General features: G+C 36.9%; 10 protein-coding genes, 2 tRNA genes, 3 rRNA genes and 1 pseudogene. 2 read left to right on the plus strand and 14 right to left on the minus strand.

The genetic code is table 11. The features are described from left to right. The first annotated feature begins 34 nt into the window (after nt 1-34). Nucleotides 35-1474 carry an NADP-dependent phosphogluconate dehydrogenase gene (gndA, locus tag C7N41_RS01795; RefSeq protein WP_105964018.1) on the plus strand — a complete coding sequence of 480 codons (1440 nt, stop codon included), beginning with the start codon at nt 35-37 and terminating at the stop codon, nt 1472-1474. Nucleotides 1475-1613: 139 nt separating this feature from the next. Continuing rightward, nucleotides 1614-3152 (plus strand): multicopper oxidase family protein, encoded by a 1539-nt coding sequence (locus C7N41_RS01800; RefSeq protein ID WP_105964019.1) that lies wholly within the window; start codon nt 1614-1616, stop codon nt 3150-3152. A 575-nt stretch (nt 3153-3727) separates the two neighbouring features. On the opposite strand, the gene C7N41_RS01805 is transcribed toward C7N41_RS01800, so the two are convergent. The 14 genes and pseudogenes from C7N41_RS01805 to C7N41_RS01865 form a co-directional block, all read right to left on the minus strand. After that, nucleotides 3728-4990 carry a cation:dicarboxylate symporter family transporter gene (locus tag C7N41_RS01805; RefSeq protein ID WP_105964020.1) on the minus strand — a complete coding sequence of 421 codons (1263 nt, stop codon included), beginning with the start codon at nt 4988-4990 and terminating at the stop codon, nt 3728-3730. A gap of 104 nt (nt 4991-5094) precedes the next feature. Beyond that, nucleotides 5095-5211, minus strand: a 5S ribosomal RNA gene (rrf, locus tag C7N41_RS01810). A 68-nt stretch (nt 5212-5279) separates the two neighbouring features. Continuing rightward, nucleotides 5280-8193, minus strand: a 23S ribosomal RNA gene (locus C7N41_RS01815). A gap of 170 nt (nt 8194-8363) precedes the next feature. Beyond that, nucleotides 8364-8436, minus strand: a tRNA-Ala gene (locus C7N41_RS01820). A gap of 34 nt (nt 8437-8470) precedes the next feature. Further along, nucleotides 8471-8545 (minus strand) — tRNA-Ile (locus C7N41_RS01825). Between the two features lie 88 nt (nt 8546-8633). After that, nucleotides 8634-10205: ribosomal RNA gene (locus tag C7N41_RS01830) — 16S ribosomal RNA — on the minus strand. Together the 16S, 23S and 5S rRNA genes with 2 tRNA genes alongside form the textbook arrangement of a ribosomal RNA operon. Before the next feature lie 455 nt (nt 10206-10660). Continuing rightward, nucleotides 10661-12148 (minus strand): lysine--tRNA ligase, encoded by a 1488-nt coding sequence (gene lysS, locus C7N41_RS01835; protein ID WP_105964086.1) that lies wholly within the window; start codon nt 12146-12148, stop codon nt 10661-10663. 99 nt (nt 12149-12247) lie between these two features. Next, nucleotides 12248-13243 carry a tRNA dihydrouridine synthase DusB gene (dusB, locus tag C7N41_RS01840; protein ID WP_105964021.1) on the minus strand — a complete coding sequence of 332 codons (996 nt, stop codon included), beginning with the start codon at nt 13241-13243 and terminating at the stop codon, nt 12248-12250. 87 nt (nt 13244-13330) lie between these two features. Next, on the minus strand, nt 13331-14224 hold the full coding sequence (gene hslO, locus C7N41_RS01845) for an Hsp33 family molecular chaperone HslO (protein ID WP_105964022.1): 894 nt from the start codon (nt 14222-14224) through the stop codon (nt 13331-13333). A gap of 88 nt (nt 14225-14312) precedes the next feature. Further along, nucleotides 14313-15065 (minus strand): ATP-dependent metallopeptidase FtsH/Yme1/Tma family protein, encoded by a 753-nt coding sequence (locus tag C7N41_RS07840; RefSeq protein ID WP_404799007.1) that lies wholly within the window; start codon nt 15063-15065, stop codon nt 14313-14315. Nucleotides 15066-15091: 26 nt separating this feature from the next. After that, nucleotides 15092-16312: pseudogene (locus C7N41_RS07845) on the minus strand (AAA family ATPase); the annotation flags it as partial. A 137-nt stretch (nt 16313-16449) separates the two neighbouring features. Then, nucleotides 16450-16992 carry a hypoxanthine phosphoribosyltransferase gene (hpt, locus tag C7N41_RS01855; RefSeq protein ID WP_105964023.1) on the minus strand — a complete coding sequence of 181 codons (543 nt, stop codon included), beginning with the start codon at nt 16990-16992 and terminating at the stop codon, nt 16450-16452. Beyond that, nucleotides 16985-18385 carry a tRNA lysidine(34) synthetase TilS gene (tilS, locus tag C7N41_RS01860; RefSeq protein WP_167390223.1) on the minus strand — a complete coding sequence of 467 codons (1401 nt, stop codon included), beginning with the start codon at nt 18383-18385 and terminating at the stop codon, nt 16985-16987. Before tilS ends, hpt begins: the two co-directional genes overlap by 8 nt. A 67-nt stretch (nt 18386-18452) precedes the next feature. Next, entirely contained in the window at nt 18453-18905 is a 453-nt protein-coding gene (locus C7N41_RS01865) for a S1 domain-containing RNA-binding protein (protein WP_105964025.1), read from the minus strand. Nucleotides 18906-18992 lie beyond the last annotated feature (87 nt).

Here is an 18992-nt window from a genome sequence, read left to right on the forward strand (position 1 = left end):
TATACACAATTTTCTTTAAAAAGGAAGGTTTATAATGGCTGAATCAAAAGCAAACATTGGTGTTGTTGGAATGGCTGTTATGGGTAAGAACTTAGCCCTTAACATTGAAAGCCGAGGCTTCACTGTAGGTATTTATAATCGTTCATCTTCAAAAACTGAAGATGTAATGAAGGATCACGCAGACAAAAACTTGGTTCCAAGTTACTCTGTTGAAGAATTTGTTAAATCTCTAGAAACTCCTCGTCGTATTATGATGATGGTTAAAGCTGGTAAAGCAACTGACGCTGTTATCAGTGAACTATTACCTTTATTAGACAAAGGTGATGTTTTAATCGATGGTGGTAACACTAACTTCCACGATACTATGAAGAGAAATGCTGAATTAGATAAATCTGGTGTTAACTTCATTGGTATGGGTGTTTCTGGTGGTGAACTAGGTGCTCTACGTGGACCATCATTAATGCCAGGTGGCCAAAAAGAAGCTTATGACTTAGTTGAACCAATCTTAACTAAGATTGCTGCTAAGGCTAAAGATGGCAAACCATGTGTTTCATACATTGGACCAAATGGTGCTGGTCACTACGTAAAAATGGTTCATAATGGTATCGAATACGGTGATGAAGAATTAATCGACGAAAGCTACAACATTCTACGTAATGGTGCTGGTATTTCAGTTGATGACCTTGCTGATATCTTCAAGGACTGGAACAAGGGTGAACTTGACAGTTACTTAATCGAAATCACTGGTGATATCTTAACTAGAAAAGATGACTTAGGTTCAGACAAGAGCAAGCCTATCGTTGACATGATCTTAGACCGTGGTGCTAACAAGGGTACTGGTAAATGGTCATCAATGGACGCTATGGAAATTGGTACTGATCAATCAGTTATTTCTGAATCAGTTTATGCTCGTTTCATCTCAATGCTAAAAGACGAACGTCTAAATGCTGCTAAAGTTCTTAATGGACCAAAAGCTGCTGAAGTTATTGGTGAAGATGACAAGAAAGACCTTATCGAAAAAGTACGTAAAGCACTATACTTTGGTAAGATTATGAGTTATGCACAAGGTTTTGAACAACTACGTTTCGCTTCAGAAGACTATGACTGGGACTTGAAGTTCGGTGAATTAGCTCAAATCTGGCGTGAAGGTTGTATCATCCGTGCACAATTCTTACAAAACATTACTGATGCCTTTGAAAAGGATCCTAAGTTAACTAACTTATTACTAGACCCTTACTTCTCAGACATTGCTAACAAGTATCAAAGTGCTGCACGTGATGTTGTTGCTTTAGCAACTAAGGCTGGTATTCCAGTTCCATCACTTTCAGCTGCTGTTACTTACTTTGATTCATACCGTGCTGAAGTATTACCTGCTAACTTACTACAAGCACAACGTGATTACTTCGGTGCTCACACTTATGAACGTACAGACCGTGAAGGTAACTTCCATTACCCATGGTACACTGAACAATAAAATTATTATTGTTGATAATTTAGAGAGACGATTAATTTCGTTTCTCTTTTTTTATACCCAATTTATAATTATTATCATTTGCAAACCTTTATAAATAATCATATTATATAGTTATGTTATCAAGAAAGGATGAACATAAATGTCAGAAGATAAAAATACAATAAATGATTACTTCTTTTATGAACCTGCTTTCAATACTCATGATGGAGGTTATGTTCCATTAGAAGAACCAAATATTCCAGAACAAAAATTAAAGATTCCGGAAGCTTTAAAGCCCGACAAAGAAACTGATACTGATATGTATTACACAGTTATTGCTGAAGCTGGTGAATCTCAAATTATGCCTGGTCAAAAGACTAAGACATGGGGTTATAATCAACCATTATTAGGTAAAACAATCATTTTTAAACGTGGCAAAAATATTCATGTCACTGTTAAAAATGAATTATCTGAATTAACCACTTACCACTGGCATGGTTTAAATGTCCCTGGTGATATCGATGGTGGTTGTCATACCCCTGTTTATCCAGGAGAATCAAAGGTTTTAAACTTTAAATGTGATCAACCTGCTGCTACTTTATGGTTGCATGCTCATCCATGCCCATCAACTGCTGAACAAGTTTGGCATGGTCTAGCTACTGCCGTTGTCGTCAAGGATGAACATGAAGCATCACTACCCCTACCAAGAAATTATGGGGTCGATGATATTCCTTTAATTTTACAAGACCGTAAATTCCATGAAGACAATCAATGGGATTACCATGCTGACTATGATCCTGATGGTGTTCAAGGTCCTACTGCAATGATTAATGGTACTGTTAACCCCTATTTTGATGTAACTACTCAAAAAGTTCGTTTTAGAATTTTAGATGGTGCTAACCGTCGTGAATGGAGATTACACTTCTCAGATAATCTTTCATTTACTCAAGTTGCTGGTGACGGTAGTTTATTAGAACATCCAGTTAATTTTACTCACTTAATGTTAACCTGTGCTGAAAGAGCAGAAATTGTGGTTGATTTCAGTGATTATAAACCTGGCGATGAAGTGACATTGTATTCTGATGATGTTCCAATTGTTCATTTTAGAATTCATGAATTTGCTAAAGACGATTCCACACTTCCAGATACATTATTTAAATTGAATGCACCTGAAGTTACTCCAGATACACCAGTGCATAAAATTGTAATGTCCGGTATGGATGAAGAAGTCGCAATTAATGATAAAAAATTCAATATGCAACGTATTGATTCTAAACAAATATTAGGTAGTTGTGAAATTTGGGAAGTTACTAATTCTAACGACTGTGATGGTGGTATGATTCATCCATATCACATGCACGGTTGCCAATTCCAAGTTCTATCACGTAATGGCAAAACACCATATCCTAATGAAACTGGTTTGAAAGATACTATTGCTGTTGATCCTAATGAAACCGTTAAAATTAAAGTATGGTTCGATCATACTGGTGTATTTATGTACCATTGCCACATTATTGAACATGAAGATGGTGGTATGATGGCACAAATCGAAGTCCAAGACCCTAAGAAGCCACAAAAATTCAATTTAATGGACATGGATACCTTAATGAATGCATTTGCTAAGGAACGTGGCGTTAAACCATCAGAACTTAATTTAGGTGGTATGGAATGCTACGATAAAATGAATATGAAGATGTAATTAACTTGATTGCTTAATCATTTTTGTACTATAATTAAATAGTAAAAGAAATAATTATTGATTTTCAAAGGAGGGAAAACAACTATGGCAGAATTACCTTTTGATCCCGGAGCGTCCAAAGATCATTCTATCAAGGGAAAATTATTGTCAAATGTTGTTTCAATTCTTTAAAAATTGAATTGAGACAACCACTGACAGTTAATTTTCCCGAACTCATATGCTTTATTATTTTTTAGCTATAGATTATTTAAGGAAAAATTAACTGTTGTTGGTTATCTCAGTATCCTTTAATTGCATCGAATGACAGTGAATGGTCAGCAATTAATAACAGTAATTTAAAATTTAATATTATTTAATTAACTATTGATGCTTCACCTTTTAGGGAACTAATTGGGGAGGTATGAACAACAGTTTATACCAAACTTACTATTAATTAGATAAAATGAGTAATTATGAGATTACACAGAAATCTTCGTTGAGTTGTGGGAACATGACTTACGCCAAAGTAATTGCTGTTTATCTACGATAATAAAATAAAAGGACTCAGGAATATATCCTGAGTCCTTTTTGTATCTTTATTTAAGTTTTGCCATATAAGCTTTTTCTTTTTTAGTATCAAATTCATTTTCGGATTTACCAATAATAACAGTTGCCAATGAATTACCAATAACGTTAACAGCAGTACGCGCCATATCGATAAAACGATCGATTCCTGCAATAAAGGTCATTCCAGAGATTGGAATATTAACAGTGGATAAAGTAGCTAGTAATACAACAAATGAAGCTCCTGGTACTCCTGCCATTCCTTTAGAGGTAATCATTAAAGTAATTAATAATGTAATTTGTTGCCCAATTGATAAGTGAATACCATATGCTTGAGCAAGGAATAATGCAGCTAATGATTGATAAATAGCTGAACCATCAAGGTTAAAAGTGTATCCGGTAGGAATAACAAATGATACAATTGATGGACTTACACCAAATTTGGTCATCTTATCAATATTTCTAGGTAAAGCTGCTTCAGAACTTGCAGTTGAAAAGGCCAAAATTGCTTCTTCTTTAACAACTTTTAATAAGTCAAAAATTCTAAAGCCAAAGATTCTCGCAGCAGCTCCCATGACTAGAAGTACAAAAATAGCCATTGTAGCGTAAGTTAATAATACAAAGTAACTTAGAGGTGCAAGTGCCGAAAGTCCTAATTCAGCTAAAGTAACCCCTATTAAAGCACAAACTCCAATAGGTGATAGCTTCATGATCCAACCAGTTATTTTAAACATTACTTGAGAAATAGCTTCCATTAGATCAATGATTACTTTTCCCTTTTCACCAATTGCCGATGTTCCTAAACCAAATAATACTGAAAAGACAATAATTGGCATCATATCGCCACTACTAATCGAATTAAAAACATTAACTGGGATAAGTCCAATCAAGGTGCCCCAAATCCCGCTATGGTTAGCGCTCTTAGCCGTTGCTAAATATTGAGTAATATCAGTTCCATGTAAAGCATGAACATTAATAAAATCTCCTGGATGAAAAATATTACCAATAATTAAACCCAAAATAATGGCTATGGTAGTCATAAGTTCGAAGTATAAAATGGTTTTCCCACCAATTCTACCCAATTTATGAATGTCTCCAATACTTGCAATTCCTACTGTTAAGCAAGAAATAACAATTGGAATAACAATCATTTGGATCAATCGGATAAAAATAGTTCCAATACTTTGCATTGCAGTAATTGCAGTTGCATTTTTATAAAAAATTATCCCCAATATAATTCCCAAAATTAAGCCAACAAGTATCTGCCAACCTAAAGAGATTTTAATTTTTTTCATATAAATTACTCCTTATTTATGTACATTAATTGTTATTTTACCATAAAACACAGAATTTTATATAAAAAAAGAGTTTTCGATAAACATCGAAAACTCTCAAAATTGCGCGGCAACTTCCTACCCTTGCAAGAGGCGATCCTCTAACTACTCTCGGCGTTTAGAAGCTTAACTGCTGTGTTCGGCATGGGAACAGGTGTATCCTTCTAGCTATCGCCACCACACTATTTATCTGAAAGAACTTCGTTCTTTCAAAACTAGATATTATTATTCTTTTAGAGAACAACCTTACTTGGTTAAGTCCTCGACCAATTAGTACTAGTCCGCTCCATACATTGCTGCACTTCCACTTCTAGCCTATCTACCTAATCATCTCTTAGGGGTCTTACTTCCATAAAGGAATGGGAAATTTCATCTTGAGGTGGGTTTCACACTTAGATGCTTTCAGCGTTTATCTCAACCATACATAGCTACCCAGCAGTGCCCCTGGCGGGACAACTGGTACACCAGCGGTATGTCCATCTCGGTCCTCTCGTACTAGAGATAGCTCCCCTCAAATTTCCTCGCCCGCGACGGATAGGGACCGAACTGTCTCACGACGTTCTGAACCCAGCTCGCGTACCGCTTTAATGGGCGAACAGCCCAACCCTTGGGACCAACTACAGCCCCAGGATGCGATGAGCCGACATCGAGGTGCCAAACCTCCGTCGATGTGAACTCTTGGGGGAGATAAGCCTGTTATCCCCAGGGTAGCTTTTATCCGTTGAGCGATGGCCCTTCCATATGGTACCACCGGATCACTAAGCCCGACTTTCGTCCCTGCTCGACCTGTCTGTCTCGCAGTCAAGCTCCCTTGTGCCTTTACACTCTGCGAATGATTTCCAACCATTCTGAGGGAACCTTTGGGCGCCTCCGTTAYTATTTGGGAGGCGACCGCCCCAGTCAAACTGCCAATCAGACACTGTCTCCCACCACGATAAGTGGTGCGGGTTAGAGTGTTAGCACAGCGAGGGTAGTATCCCAACAATGCCTCCACCGAACTAGCGTTCCGGTTTCCACGGCTCCTACCTATCCTGTACAAGCTATGTCAACACCCAATATCAAATTACAGTAAAGCTCCATGGGGTCTTTCCGTCCTGTCGCGGGTAACCTGCTTCTTCACAGGTATCTCAATTTCACCGAGTCTCTTGTTGAGACAGTGCTCAGATCGTTACGCCTTTCGTGCGGGTCGGAACTTACCCGACAAGGAATTTCGCTACCTTAGGACCGTTATAGTTACGGCCGCCGTTTACTGGGGCTTCGTTTCTGAGCTTCGCCGAAGCTAACTCATCCACTTAACCTTCCAGCACCGGGCAGGCGTCAGCCCCTATACTTCATCTTACGATTTTGCAGAAACCTGTGTTTTTGATAAACAGTCGCCTGAGCCTTTTCACTGCGGCTGCACGTTAGTGCAGCACCCCTTCTCCCGAAGTTACGGGGTCATTTTGCCGAGTTCCTTAACAAGAGTTCACTCGCTCACCTTAGGATACTCTCCTCGACTACCTGTGTCGGTTTGCGGTACGGGTAGTTAATTACTCACTAGAAACTTTTCTCGGTAGCGTGACATGGCTCACTTCTCTACTATAATTCGATCCTCATCACAGCTTGTCAACMCGCTGAAAAGCATTTCACTCTTCAACTGACTCACTGCTTGAACACACAATCCAATAGTGTGCACGAGTTAGCCTTCTACGTCCTTCCATCGCTCAAACATAATTAACTAGTACAGGAATTTCAACCTGTTATCCATCGCCTACGCCTCTAGGCCTCGGCTTAGGTCCCGACTTACCCTGGAGGACGAGCCTTCCCCAGGAAACCTTAGTCATTCGGTGGATTAGATTCTCACTAATCTTTCGCTACTCATACCGGCATTCTCACTTCTAAGCGCTCCATCAGTCCTTACGGTCTAACTTCGTTGCCCTTAGAACGCTCTCCTATCACATGACTACGTCATGTCCACAATCTCGGTAATATGCTTAGCCCCGGTAAATTTTCGGCGCAAAATCACTCGACTAGTGAGCTATTACGCACTCTTTAAATGGTGGCTGCTTCTGAGCCAACATCCTAGTTGTCTATGCAACTTCACATCCTTTTCCACTCAGCATATATTTAGGGACCTTAATTGGTGGTCTGGGCTGTTCCCCTTTCGACGGTGGATCTTATCACTCATCGTCTGACTCCCGGACATATAAATCAATGGTATTCGGAGTTTATCTGAATTTAGTAACCCATGACGGGCCCCTCATCCAAACAGTGGCTCTACCTCCATGATTCTAAGTCCGAGGCTAGCCCTAAAGCTATTTCGGAGAGAACCAGCTATCTCCAAGTTCGTTTGGAATTTCACCGCTACCCACATTTCATCTCAGCACTTTTCAACGTACACGAGTTCGGCCCTCCGGTGCGTTTTACCGCACTTTCAGCCTGAACATGGTAGATCACCTGGTTTCGGGTCTATCTCAACATACTCAAACGCCCTATTCAGACTCGCTTTCGCTATGGCTCCAATCTTTTCATCTTAACCTTGCATGTTAACATAACTCGCCGGTTCATTCTACAAGAGGCACGCTATCACCCATTAACGGGCTCTAACTGTTTGTAAGCACATGGTTTCAGGAACTATTTCACTCCCCTTCCGGGGTGCTTTTCAYCTTTCCCTCACGGTACTGGTTCACTATCGGTCACTAGGGAGTATTTAGCTTTGGGAGATGGTCCTCCCGGATTCCAACGACGTTCCACGTGTGTCGCTGTACTCAGGATCCTGAACTGAGGTTAAATGATTTCATCTACGGGGCTATCACCCTGTATCGCTTACCTTCCCAGATAATTCGATTATCGTTTAACTTGGTAACTCAAATGTTCAGTCCTACAACCCCAAAGAGCAAGCTCTTTGGTTTGAGCTGTTCCCCGTTCGCTCGCCGCTACTTAGGGAATCGAAATTTCTTTCTCTTCCTGTGGGTACTTAGATGTTTCAGTTCCCCACGTCTGCCGCCAAATTAGCTAATTAATTCACTAATTGGTGATAACCGATTAAGGTTATCGAGTTTCCTCATTCGGARATCTCCGGATCAAAGCTTACGTACAGCTCCCCGAAGCATATCGGTGTTAGTCCCGTCCTTCATCAGCTCCTAGTGCCAAGGCATCCACCATGCGCCCTTCATAACTTAACCTAATTCATCACTACGTGATGTTTGGTTAATTGAGTATTATACGAATAAAACTATTTAAAAAACTCAAAATAACGCGGTGTTCTCGGTTAAAATTGTATTTAATACAAATTTAATTTAGAAATTAATAATATCTAGTTTTCAAAGAACCAAGTTCGACACTTACGTGTCAATGGAGAATAGCGGAATCGAACCGCTGACCTCCTGCTTGCAAGGCAGGTGCTCTCCCAGCTGAGCTAATTCCCCATATATAAAGTTTCGTGGCAATCCACTAGTCCAATGGGCCTAAATGGACTCGAACCATCGACCTCACGCTTATCAGGCGTGCGCTCTCAACCAACTGAGCTATAGGCCCAAAAAGCATAAGCTTTATGTTTGAGAGTAGACCTCTCAAAACTGAATAAGATTGATCAATCTAATGTAAGTTTCCGTAATATCCTTAGAAAGGAGGTGATCCAGCCGCAGGTTCTCCTACGGCTACCTTGTTACGACTTCACCCTAATCATCTGTCCCACCTTAGACAACTAGCTCCCGAAGGTTACTCCATCGTCTTTGGGTGTTACAAACTCTCATGGTGTGACGGGCGGTGTGTACAAGGCCCGGGAACGTATTCACCGTGGCATGCTGATCCACGATTACTAGTGATTCCAACTTCATGCAGGCGAGTTGCAGCCTGCAATCCGAACTGAGAATGGCTTTAAGAGATTAGCTTGACCTCGCGGTTTCGCRACTCGTTGTACCATCCATTGTAGCACGTGTGTAGCCCAGGTCATAAGGGGCATGATGATTTGACGTCATCCCCACCTTCCTCCGGTTTATCACCGGCAGTCTCACTAGAGTGCCCAACTTAATGCTGGCAACTAATAATAAGGGTTGCGCTCGTTGCGGGACTTAACCCAACATCTCACGACACGAGCTGACGACAACCATGCACCACCTGTCATTCTGTCCCCGAAGGAACGCCTAATCTCTTAGGTTGGCAGAAGATGTCAAGACCTGGTAAGGTTCTTCGCGTAGCATCGAATTAAACCACATGCTCCACCACTTGTGCGGGCCCCCGTCAATTCCTTTGAGTTTCAACCTTGCGGTCGTACTCCCCAGGCGGAATACTTAATGCGTTAGCTGCGGCACTGAAGGGCGGAAACCCTCCAACACCTAGTATTCATCGTTTACGGCATGGACTACCAGGGTATCTAATCCTGTTCGCTACCCATGCTTTCGAGCCTCAGTGTCAGTAACAGACCAGATAGCCGCCTTCGCCACTGGTGTTCTTCCATATATCTACGCATTTCACCGCTACACATGGAGTTCCACTATCCTCTTCTGTACTCAAGTCCTTTAGTTTCCGCTGCACTTCCTCAGTTGAGCTGAGGGCTTTCACAACAGACTTAAAGAACCACCTGCGCTCGCTTTACGCCCAATAAATCCGGACAACGCTTGCCACCTACGTATTACCGCGGCTGCTGGCACGTAGTTAGCCGTGGCTTTCTGGTTAAATACCGTCAAAGCGTAAACAGTTACTCTTACACTTGTTCTTCTTTAACAACAGAGTTTTACGAGCCGAAACCCTTCTTCACTCACGCGGCGTTGCTCCATCAGACTTTCGTCCATTGTGGAAGATTCCCTACTGCTGCCTCCCGTAGGAGTCTGGGCCGTGTCTCAGTCCCAATGTGGCCGATTACCCTCTCAGGTCGGCTACGTATCATCGCCTTGGTGAGCTTTTATCTCACCAACTAGCTAATACGCCGCGGGTCCATCCTAAAGTGATAGCAGAGCCATCTTTCAAGTTGGAACCATGTGGTTCCAACTAATTATACGGTATTAGCATCTGTTTCCAAATGTTATCCCCTACTTCAGGGCAGGTTACCCACGTGTTACTCACCAGTTCGCCACTCGTCCCGAATCCAAAAATCATTTATGCAAGCATAAAATCAAATTGGGAGGACTCGTTCGACTTGCATGTATTAGGCACGCCGCCAGCGTTCGTCCTGAGCCAGGATCAAACTCTCATCTTATAGATGAAAAGCTTTTAACTAGCTCATCAAATTAATTGTTTTTTATAAGCGAATTGACTTCGCAATGTTTAATTYCTTATGATCTAAATCATAAGAATCCTTACACATCATCGATTATCAATCTTGTTCAGTTTTCAAAGATCTACTTATCAGTTAACTACTTTTAACAAGTAGCTCTTTAATTATATCAGGTTATCAACTCAATGTCAACAACTTTTTATAATTAAATTTTTGAATTRATTTGTTGCTCTTTGTCATATCAACAACGCAACATTAATTATTATGCCATTTTAACAAGTGAAAGTCAATAACTTTTTGTAATTATTTTTTAAACACCTTGTAACTTCGTTACTAAAATGACAACAGGAATAATAATATCAATAATGAATGCTTAAGTCAATATACAAATAAAAAAAGTTCCTACAATTATTCATTGTGGGAACTTTTTTTTATTATTATTCTTCAGAATTATCTTCTGGTCTCATAGTTGGGAATAATAAAACATCTCTAATTGATTCCGCATTAGTTAATAGCATAACTAAACGATCAATTCCAATACCTAAACCACCAGTAGGAGGCATTCCGTATTCTAAGGCTTCAACATAATCTAAATCTACAGGTTGAGCTTCATCATTACCTTGAGCTTTTTCTGCAGCTTGAGCTTCAAATCTTGCCTTTTGATCAATAGGATCGTTCAATTCAGAAAATGCATTAGCATATTCCATACCAGATACATATAATTCAAAACGATCAGTAAATCTAGGATCATCAGCATTCTTTTTAGCTAATGGTGAAATTTCAACCGGATGACCATAAATAAATGTAGGATCTTGAATCTTAGGTTGTACTAATTCTTCAAAGAATTCATTTATAATATGTCCAACCTTCCAGAAGTCTTTATATTCAATATGATGTTCATCAGCTAATTTTCTAGCATCTTCTAGACTCATTTCTTGCCAGAAATCAACACCAGTATATTGCTTAATAGCATCAACCATGTGTAAACGAGCGAATGGCTTATTAAAATCTACTTTGTCACCTTGATATTCAATAATGCCATCATCTGAAACAACTTTAGATGCAGCTTTAAAAATACCTTCAGTTTCATCCATTACATCATGAAAATCAAAATATGCAATATATGATTCTAATTCAGTAAATTCAGGATTATGATCTTGGTCCATACCTTCATTTCTAAATACACGACCAATTTCATATACACGTTCCATACCACCAACAATTAATCGTTTAAGATGTAATTCAAGGGCAATACGTAAGTATAAATCAATATCTAGTGCATTATGATGAGTGATAAATGGACGAGCATTAGCACCACCAGCTTGATTATGAAGTACAGGAGTTTCAACTTCTGTACAGTCCATTTGATTATCTAAATAACTACGGATAGCTGAGATAATTTTAGTACGTTTTTGAAAACGATCAAAACTATCACGGTTAGCAATTAAGTCTAAATATCTTTGACGATATTTTTGTTCTTTATTTTGTAAACCATGGTATTTATCTGGTAATGGACGCAATGCTTTTGCTAAGAAAGTTACATGGGTTGCTTTAACTGTTAATTCACCCATATCAGTTTTAATAACTTCACCTTCAAAACCTAAATGATCACCAAGATCAGAACGTTTAAAGATATGATAGTTATCTTCACCAACAACATCTTTTCTAACATAAAGTTGAATTTTACCAGAACGATCTTGTAAATCAGCAAAACCAACTTTACCTTTACCACGTTTTGCAACCATACGACCAGCGATAACAACTTTTTTATCTTTTTCTTCTAGTTCTTCTTTTGTTAAATCATTATATGCATCATGCAATTGTTTAGCTAAATGAGTACGTTCGAAGCGGCCACCAAATGGATCGATGCCTTCTTCTCGTAATTCATTCATCTTTTGGCGACGAACTCGCAATTGATCATTCATTTGCTTTTCTTTTGCCACAGTAATACCTCCATCAGAATAAATTATTTTCTATAATAATAATACCATAAATCAGCTTAACCTATTAACATTAATTAAATTCTATACTCGAGTAGCATTTCTTTTAGCTGTCTTTTCAAGAAAATCATCAAAGATATCAATCATTTCTTGTTCTGTATCAGCTTCATTTAAAGCTGCCTTAGTTCTAGCGGAACGTCTAAGGCCTTTTAGATAGTAAGCAGCTTGCCCTCTGAATTCACGAGGACCAATAAAATCACCCTTAATGCCCACTAATCTATGCAAATGTTCTTTGGCAGTTTTAATTGTTTCTTCAACTGATGGGTCTGGTAACATTTCACCAGTTTCTAAATAATGAGCTGTTTGTTTTAACATAAATGGATTTCCTTCAGCAGCACGTCCAATCATTACTGCATCACATCCCACATAATCAAGCATTTCTTTGGCCTTTTGTGGAGTAGTAACATCACCATTACCCATAAATGGGATAGTCAATTTATCAGCAACCGCTTTTAAGACATCCCAATCAGCGGAACCTTGATACATTTGTTTTCTAGTTCTACCATGCATTGCAACTGCTGAAGCACCTGCTTTTTCAGCCATTAAAGCATTTTCCACAGCATAAATATGATCTTCATCCCAACCAGTTCTCATTTTAACGGTCACTGGTTTGTTAACTGCTGAAGTAACAGCTGAAACCATTTCATAAACTTTATTAGGATCTAATAACCATTTTGAACCAGCATCAGTTTTCACGACTTTATTCACTGGACATCCCATATTAATATCAATAATATCAGCGTCAGTCTTTTGATCAATAAATTTAGCACCTTGTACTAAGGTTTCTTTACTACCACCAAATATTTGAATGCTCATTGGATGTTCCTTAGCATCAACATTGATCATATCTAAAGTTTTTTGATTGTTATACATAATTCCACGATCAGAAATCATTTCACAAACAACCAAACCAGCATTAAATTCCTTACAAATCATTCGAAATGCTGTATTAGTTACTCCCGCCATTGGAGCGACTACCACTTGATTTGGGATTGTAACGTCCCCAATTTTCCATTCCATAATTTTCACCTCATATATAAATCAGTCAGATATTTATTCTGCTAGATATAATAGCACAATAAATGTTAATGGTCATTGTTATAATACTTATTTTTTATCATCTTTAGTTGGTTTTTCTAATTTCTTTAAATCATCTTCACTAAAATTATAAATAGTTTGGCAGAAGTTGCAAACTACCTTTGCACCATGATCTTCATCAATCATTGCTTGAATTTCTTTATTGCCAATTCCAGCAATTTCATCAGCAAATTTTTCTTTAGAACAATCACATTTAAATGCAACTGGTAAATTTTGTAAAATGGTTAAATTATCTTCACCAAAAATAAGTCTTAGAATATCTTCTGGTTTTTGCTTAGATAAGAATAATTCTGAAATCATAGGAATTGATTTCAAGCGTTCCTCTAATTTAGCAATTGCATCATCAGAAGCTCCTGGTAAAACTTGGATTAAATAGCCTCCAGCTGCACCAATCGTTCCATCTTGATTTACATAAACAGAAACACCAACTGCTGAAGGAATTTGTTCTGATTGGGCTAAATAATAGGTGAAATCATCACCTATTTCACCAGATACTAAATCTACATTACTAGTATAAGGTTCAGTCCCACCTTGACTCTTCATTACTTGTAATGTTCCATTATGACCAATTGCTCCACCAACATCTAGCTTATGATGTTTATTTAATGGTATATCAACATAAGGATTATGCATATATCCTTTAACATGCCCCTTTGCATCAGCATCAACTACAATTGTGCCTGCAGGTCCATCACCCATAACTTTAACCGTCATGGATTCATTCCCTTTTAGAACTGAAGAAGATAATAATAAACTAGCAACTAAACTACGACCTAATGCAGCGGAAGAAGTTGGCCAAGTATTATGATCTTTTTGTGCTTCAGCAACTAGTTCAGTGGCTTCCATTGCATAAGCTCTAAACATTCCATCTTTAGTAACACTTTTAGTTAAATAGTCTGACATTATTAAGACCCCTTTTATATTTAAATATTTATAAAAAAACGTGAGTTAAATATTTTATTCAACCCACGCTTTTATTTAATCAAATTTATTATTGATTATTATTTGAATCATCAGAATCATCATGATTATTTCTTTCTTCATCATGTTTTTCTAATTCTTCTTTTGATTCTTCAAAAGATGCATTTTCGTCAACATCATTATTTTCTTCTGGCATCTTACCAGTACGATATAAGCTTAAAATTTGTTTTTCATCTAATGTTTCGTACTTAAGCAAGGCATCAGCAATTGCACGATGTTGTTCACGATGTTGTTCTATAATATCGTGAGCTTCACCATGTGCTTCATTGATAATTCTTCTTACTTCATCATCAATAGTTGCAGCAGTTTTTTCAGAATACTTACGAGCATATGGATCTTGAGTTGGACTTTCTAATTGAACAGTACCTAGTTTTTCACTCATACCATATTGAGTAACCATTGCACGAGCTAAGTTTGTAGCTTGTTCAAAATCATTAGAAGCTCCAGATGATTCTGAATCAAAAATGATTTCTTCAGCAGTACGTCCACCCATTAATCCAGCAAGTTGTTCCATTGCATTCTTCTTGGACATCAATTGTTGATCTTCACGAGGAAGCATAATTGCATATCCTCCAGCACGGCCACGAGGAACAATTGTAACTTTATGAACCACTCGAGCATCATTTAATACTAATCCTACAATTGTATGACCGGCTTCATGATTAGCAACAATGTTTTGTTCTTTCTTGCTAACAACCTTATCTTTCTTAGCTGGACCGGCAATAACACGATCTTCAGCTTCGTCTAATTCATCAGGTCCGATACTATCCTTGTTACGACGAGCAGCTAATAAGGCAGCTTCATTAAGTAAATTAGCTAAATCCGCTCCAACAAATCCTGGAGTTTGCTTAGCAATTTCATGTAAATCAACCTTATCAGAAACAGGTTTATTCTTAGCATGCACTTTTAAGATTGCTTCCCTACCACGTACGTCAGGTTGACCTACTAAGACTTTACGATCAAAACGACCTGGTCTAGTCAAAGCAGGATCTAAGACATCAGAACGGTTAGTAGCAGCAATAACAATGACTCCATCATTACCTGAGAAACCATCCATTTCAACAAGTAATTGATTAAGAGTTTGTTCTCTTTCATCATGCCACCGCCCATACCGTTACCACGTTTTCTACCTACAGCATCAATTTCATCAATGAAAATAATGGCAGGACTGTCTTTTTTAGCTTGAGTAAATAAGTCACGAACACGACTAGCACCAACTCCGACAAACATTTCGACGAAATCAGAACCAGAAATTGAGTAAAATGGTACTGCTGCTTCACCAGAAACAGCCTTAGCTAGTAAAGTTTTACCAGTACCAGGAGGACCCTCTAGTAAAACACCATGAGGAATCTTAGCACCTAATTTAGAATATTTCTTTGGATTCTTTAAGAATTCAACGACTTCAACTAACTCTTGCTTTTCTTCTTCTTCACCAGCAACATCTGAGAACTTAACATTACTATGAGTAGGTTTAGCTTTAGACTTACCTACTCCCATGATGCCACCTTTACCGCCGTTTTTACCGCCGGCTTGATTCATCATGATAAAGAAGAATACTAAAATAATTAGCATAGGTACAACTGAAATTAATAGGTTAGTCCAAAAACCACCATTAGTATCAGCCTCTTTAGCATTCATCTTAACATCATTTTTCTTAGCATAATTAGTAATTTCAGAAATTGTACTATTGTTCTTTAAAACATTAGCTTTAAATGATGAAACTTTGGTAGTCTTTTGGGAATTACCAAATAAGAAACTACCACCACTATTAGACTTGGTTTCTTGTGCTTCTCTATATTGACCAGAGATGTTATAAACACCATCAGAAGGTTGAACAGAAAAGTCTTTTACCTTATTATCTTTTAATTGTTTAACAAACTGACTAGATTGAATCTCTTGATTATGAGTTTCTCCTTTATTACTAGTTGCAAAAAAGAATACTCCCATTAAAATCAAGAAAGCAACAATATAGAACAGACTGTTCTTGAATAATCCTTTATTATTACGCATCAATTGCCTCCTGTTCTTAATGTCTTAGACTATTATTTAATAATTTATTATATCACTTTAAAGTAAATAAAGCTTATTGTGATTTTCAAATTTAAGACACAAAACATATATTATCATTTTTTTATTACATAGACTATCTATTTGTTTGAATAAACTTCTGGTTTTAAAACTCCGACGTATGGTAAATTACGATATTTACCATTGTAATCTAAGCCATAACCAACCACAAATTCATTAGGGACTTCTAATCCTACGTAATCAGCTTTAGCTTCAACCACACGTCCTTCTGGTTTATCCATTAAAGTACATACCTTAATCGATTTGGCTCCACGATCTGATAATAGATCTTCTAAATACTTTAAGGTTCTACCAGTATCAATAATGTCTTCAATAAACAAAACATTACGACCATTTACATCAATATCAACATCCTTCATTAACTCAATTGATCCACTAGATTGAGTGCCACCATGATAACTAGATACATCAATAAAATCAATATCCATATATAAGTCTATATCACGAACAATATCAGTCATAAAGAAGATTGCACCCTTCAAGACTCCAATTACTATCGGATTTTCACCCTGATAGTCTTTTGTGATCTGTTCACCCAATCTTTTACATGCATTTTCAATATCTTCTTCACTATATAAGGTCTTAAGAATGTCGTTATTCATTACGTTCTCCTTCCAAAAGCTTTTGTTTGATGATTAAATTATATCTTTTATTAACAGAATTTAAAATAGTGGATTCACTATACCCAATAATAGATAACACCGCATTCTTTGAATTTACTAACGTCTGTGCAGTTTTTCTAAGTTTATTAGGAATTTTTTTGTTAATAAAGACTCTCTTAGCTGATTGATGACCACCATTTTTTAAAGTAATCTTATCTGAATTTTTAGTCATCCTAACAGATAAAGGAAAGTCCTCTTTTGACAAATTAAATTGGGAAATTCTTTGATATTTCTCGGGATGTTTAATTTCCTGATCAGTGATCATAAATAGCTCCCCATTCAATGTAGAAAACCATTGGTTTAATGTTACCACAAACTCATCTTTCTTTGATAAACTTATAAAATTATTTTTATATTTTTGAATACTAAATTCATTATATGACTTATCAAGATAATAATTATTGTTTAATTTAAACCTTACTTGGGGTTTTTGTCTATTATTTAATAGATAAATAATCTCCAAAATTGTATCTTGATTAGCTAAAGAAGAATTATTAACGGGATTTAGCAGTTCTTCCAAAATTTCAAATTGAATATTATCGCTTTGATTAGTAAACTTTTCTAAATTATATTTATCATTTTTAAGTTTCAAATTTTTGATTAATTTTAATAATAATTCCTTATTAGTTCCTAACAATTGATTCAACTGTTTAGCAAAGGCTCCTAAATGTTCAACTACTTTGGGATTTTCTTTTTCCATCATTGGAAGAATTTGATGGCGAATTCGATTACGTTGTACATCAAGTTCTTGATTAGTTTCGTCTTCAAACCATTTGATGTTGTTATCAATTGCAAACTGTTTTAAAGATGCTTTTTTAAAATCTAACAATGGCCTTAATAAAAAGCCATCATTAAATTTTCTAATCCTGTTAATTCCGCTAACTTGTTTAACGTATGAGCCTCTAATGAGCTTCATTATAATGGTTTCTGCTTGATCATTTAAATGATGTGCAGTTAACAACATTTTAGCATTATACTTTTTCATAACCTTTTTAAAAAAATAATAACGAAAATTACGTGCAGCATTTTCTATTCCATTATTTGGATGATCTGATTTAGGCCAAATGCCAATTTCAACATTTAAATCATTTTGCATACAATAATGATTAATGTATTGTTCTTCTATTTCGCTCTGCGACCTTAACTTGTGATTAACATGTGCAACTACAATCTTAGGCCTTAAATCCATAGGTAAGCTTTTCATTAGATATAATAAGCACATTGAATCAACACCTGCAGAAACACCAATTACAACATATTCATCATTATTCCACCAATGATTTTTAGCTATCAAATTGAAAAAATTTTCGCGCAATGTTTTACCACTTTGCATCATTTTTCTCCTTAAAATTTTATAAAAATAAAATGATTAAGGCCAATGCCTCAATCATTTTTTAGTTTTAGCTACGACGACCACCACGGCCACCACGTTTGCCTTCTGTATTTTTCTTAATTGTTGCTAGTCTGCTTTCACTATCTTTTAAGAAGTTATTCATTAAATCATCAAAACTAGCTTTTTTATGGTTATCGTTATGACGGTGGTTATTACCAAAATCACGTTTAGAATTACCATGATTATTATGATTATGTGAATGATGTTCTGGTTTTCTTTCAGATTCTGGTTTTGCCTTTCTGATTGAAAGAGCAATCTTACCATCATCACCAATCTTCAAAACTTTAACTTTAACTTCATCGCCAACTGTTAAAACATCTTTGATGTCTTTAATATAGCTATCAGAAATTTCACTAATATGAACTAATCCTGTTTTATGATCTCCTAAATCAACGAATGCTCCAAAATTAGTAATTCCTGAGACTTTGCCGGAAATTTTTGATCCAACTTCAATTGCCATAAAAAAAATGTTCCTCCTAAAAAAGTAAGTATCCTAAGTATAGCACCATTATTAGTATTATTGTACAAAAAAAATGGTATTTTTATA

It is taken from the genome of Apilactobacillus micheneri (assembly GCF_002993975.1).
Lineage (GTDB): Bacteria > Bacillota > Bacilli > Lactobacillales > Lactobacillaceae > Apilactobacillus > Apilactobacillus micheneri.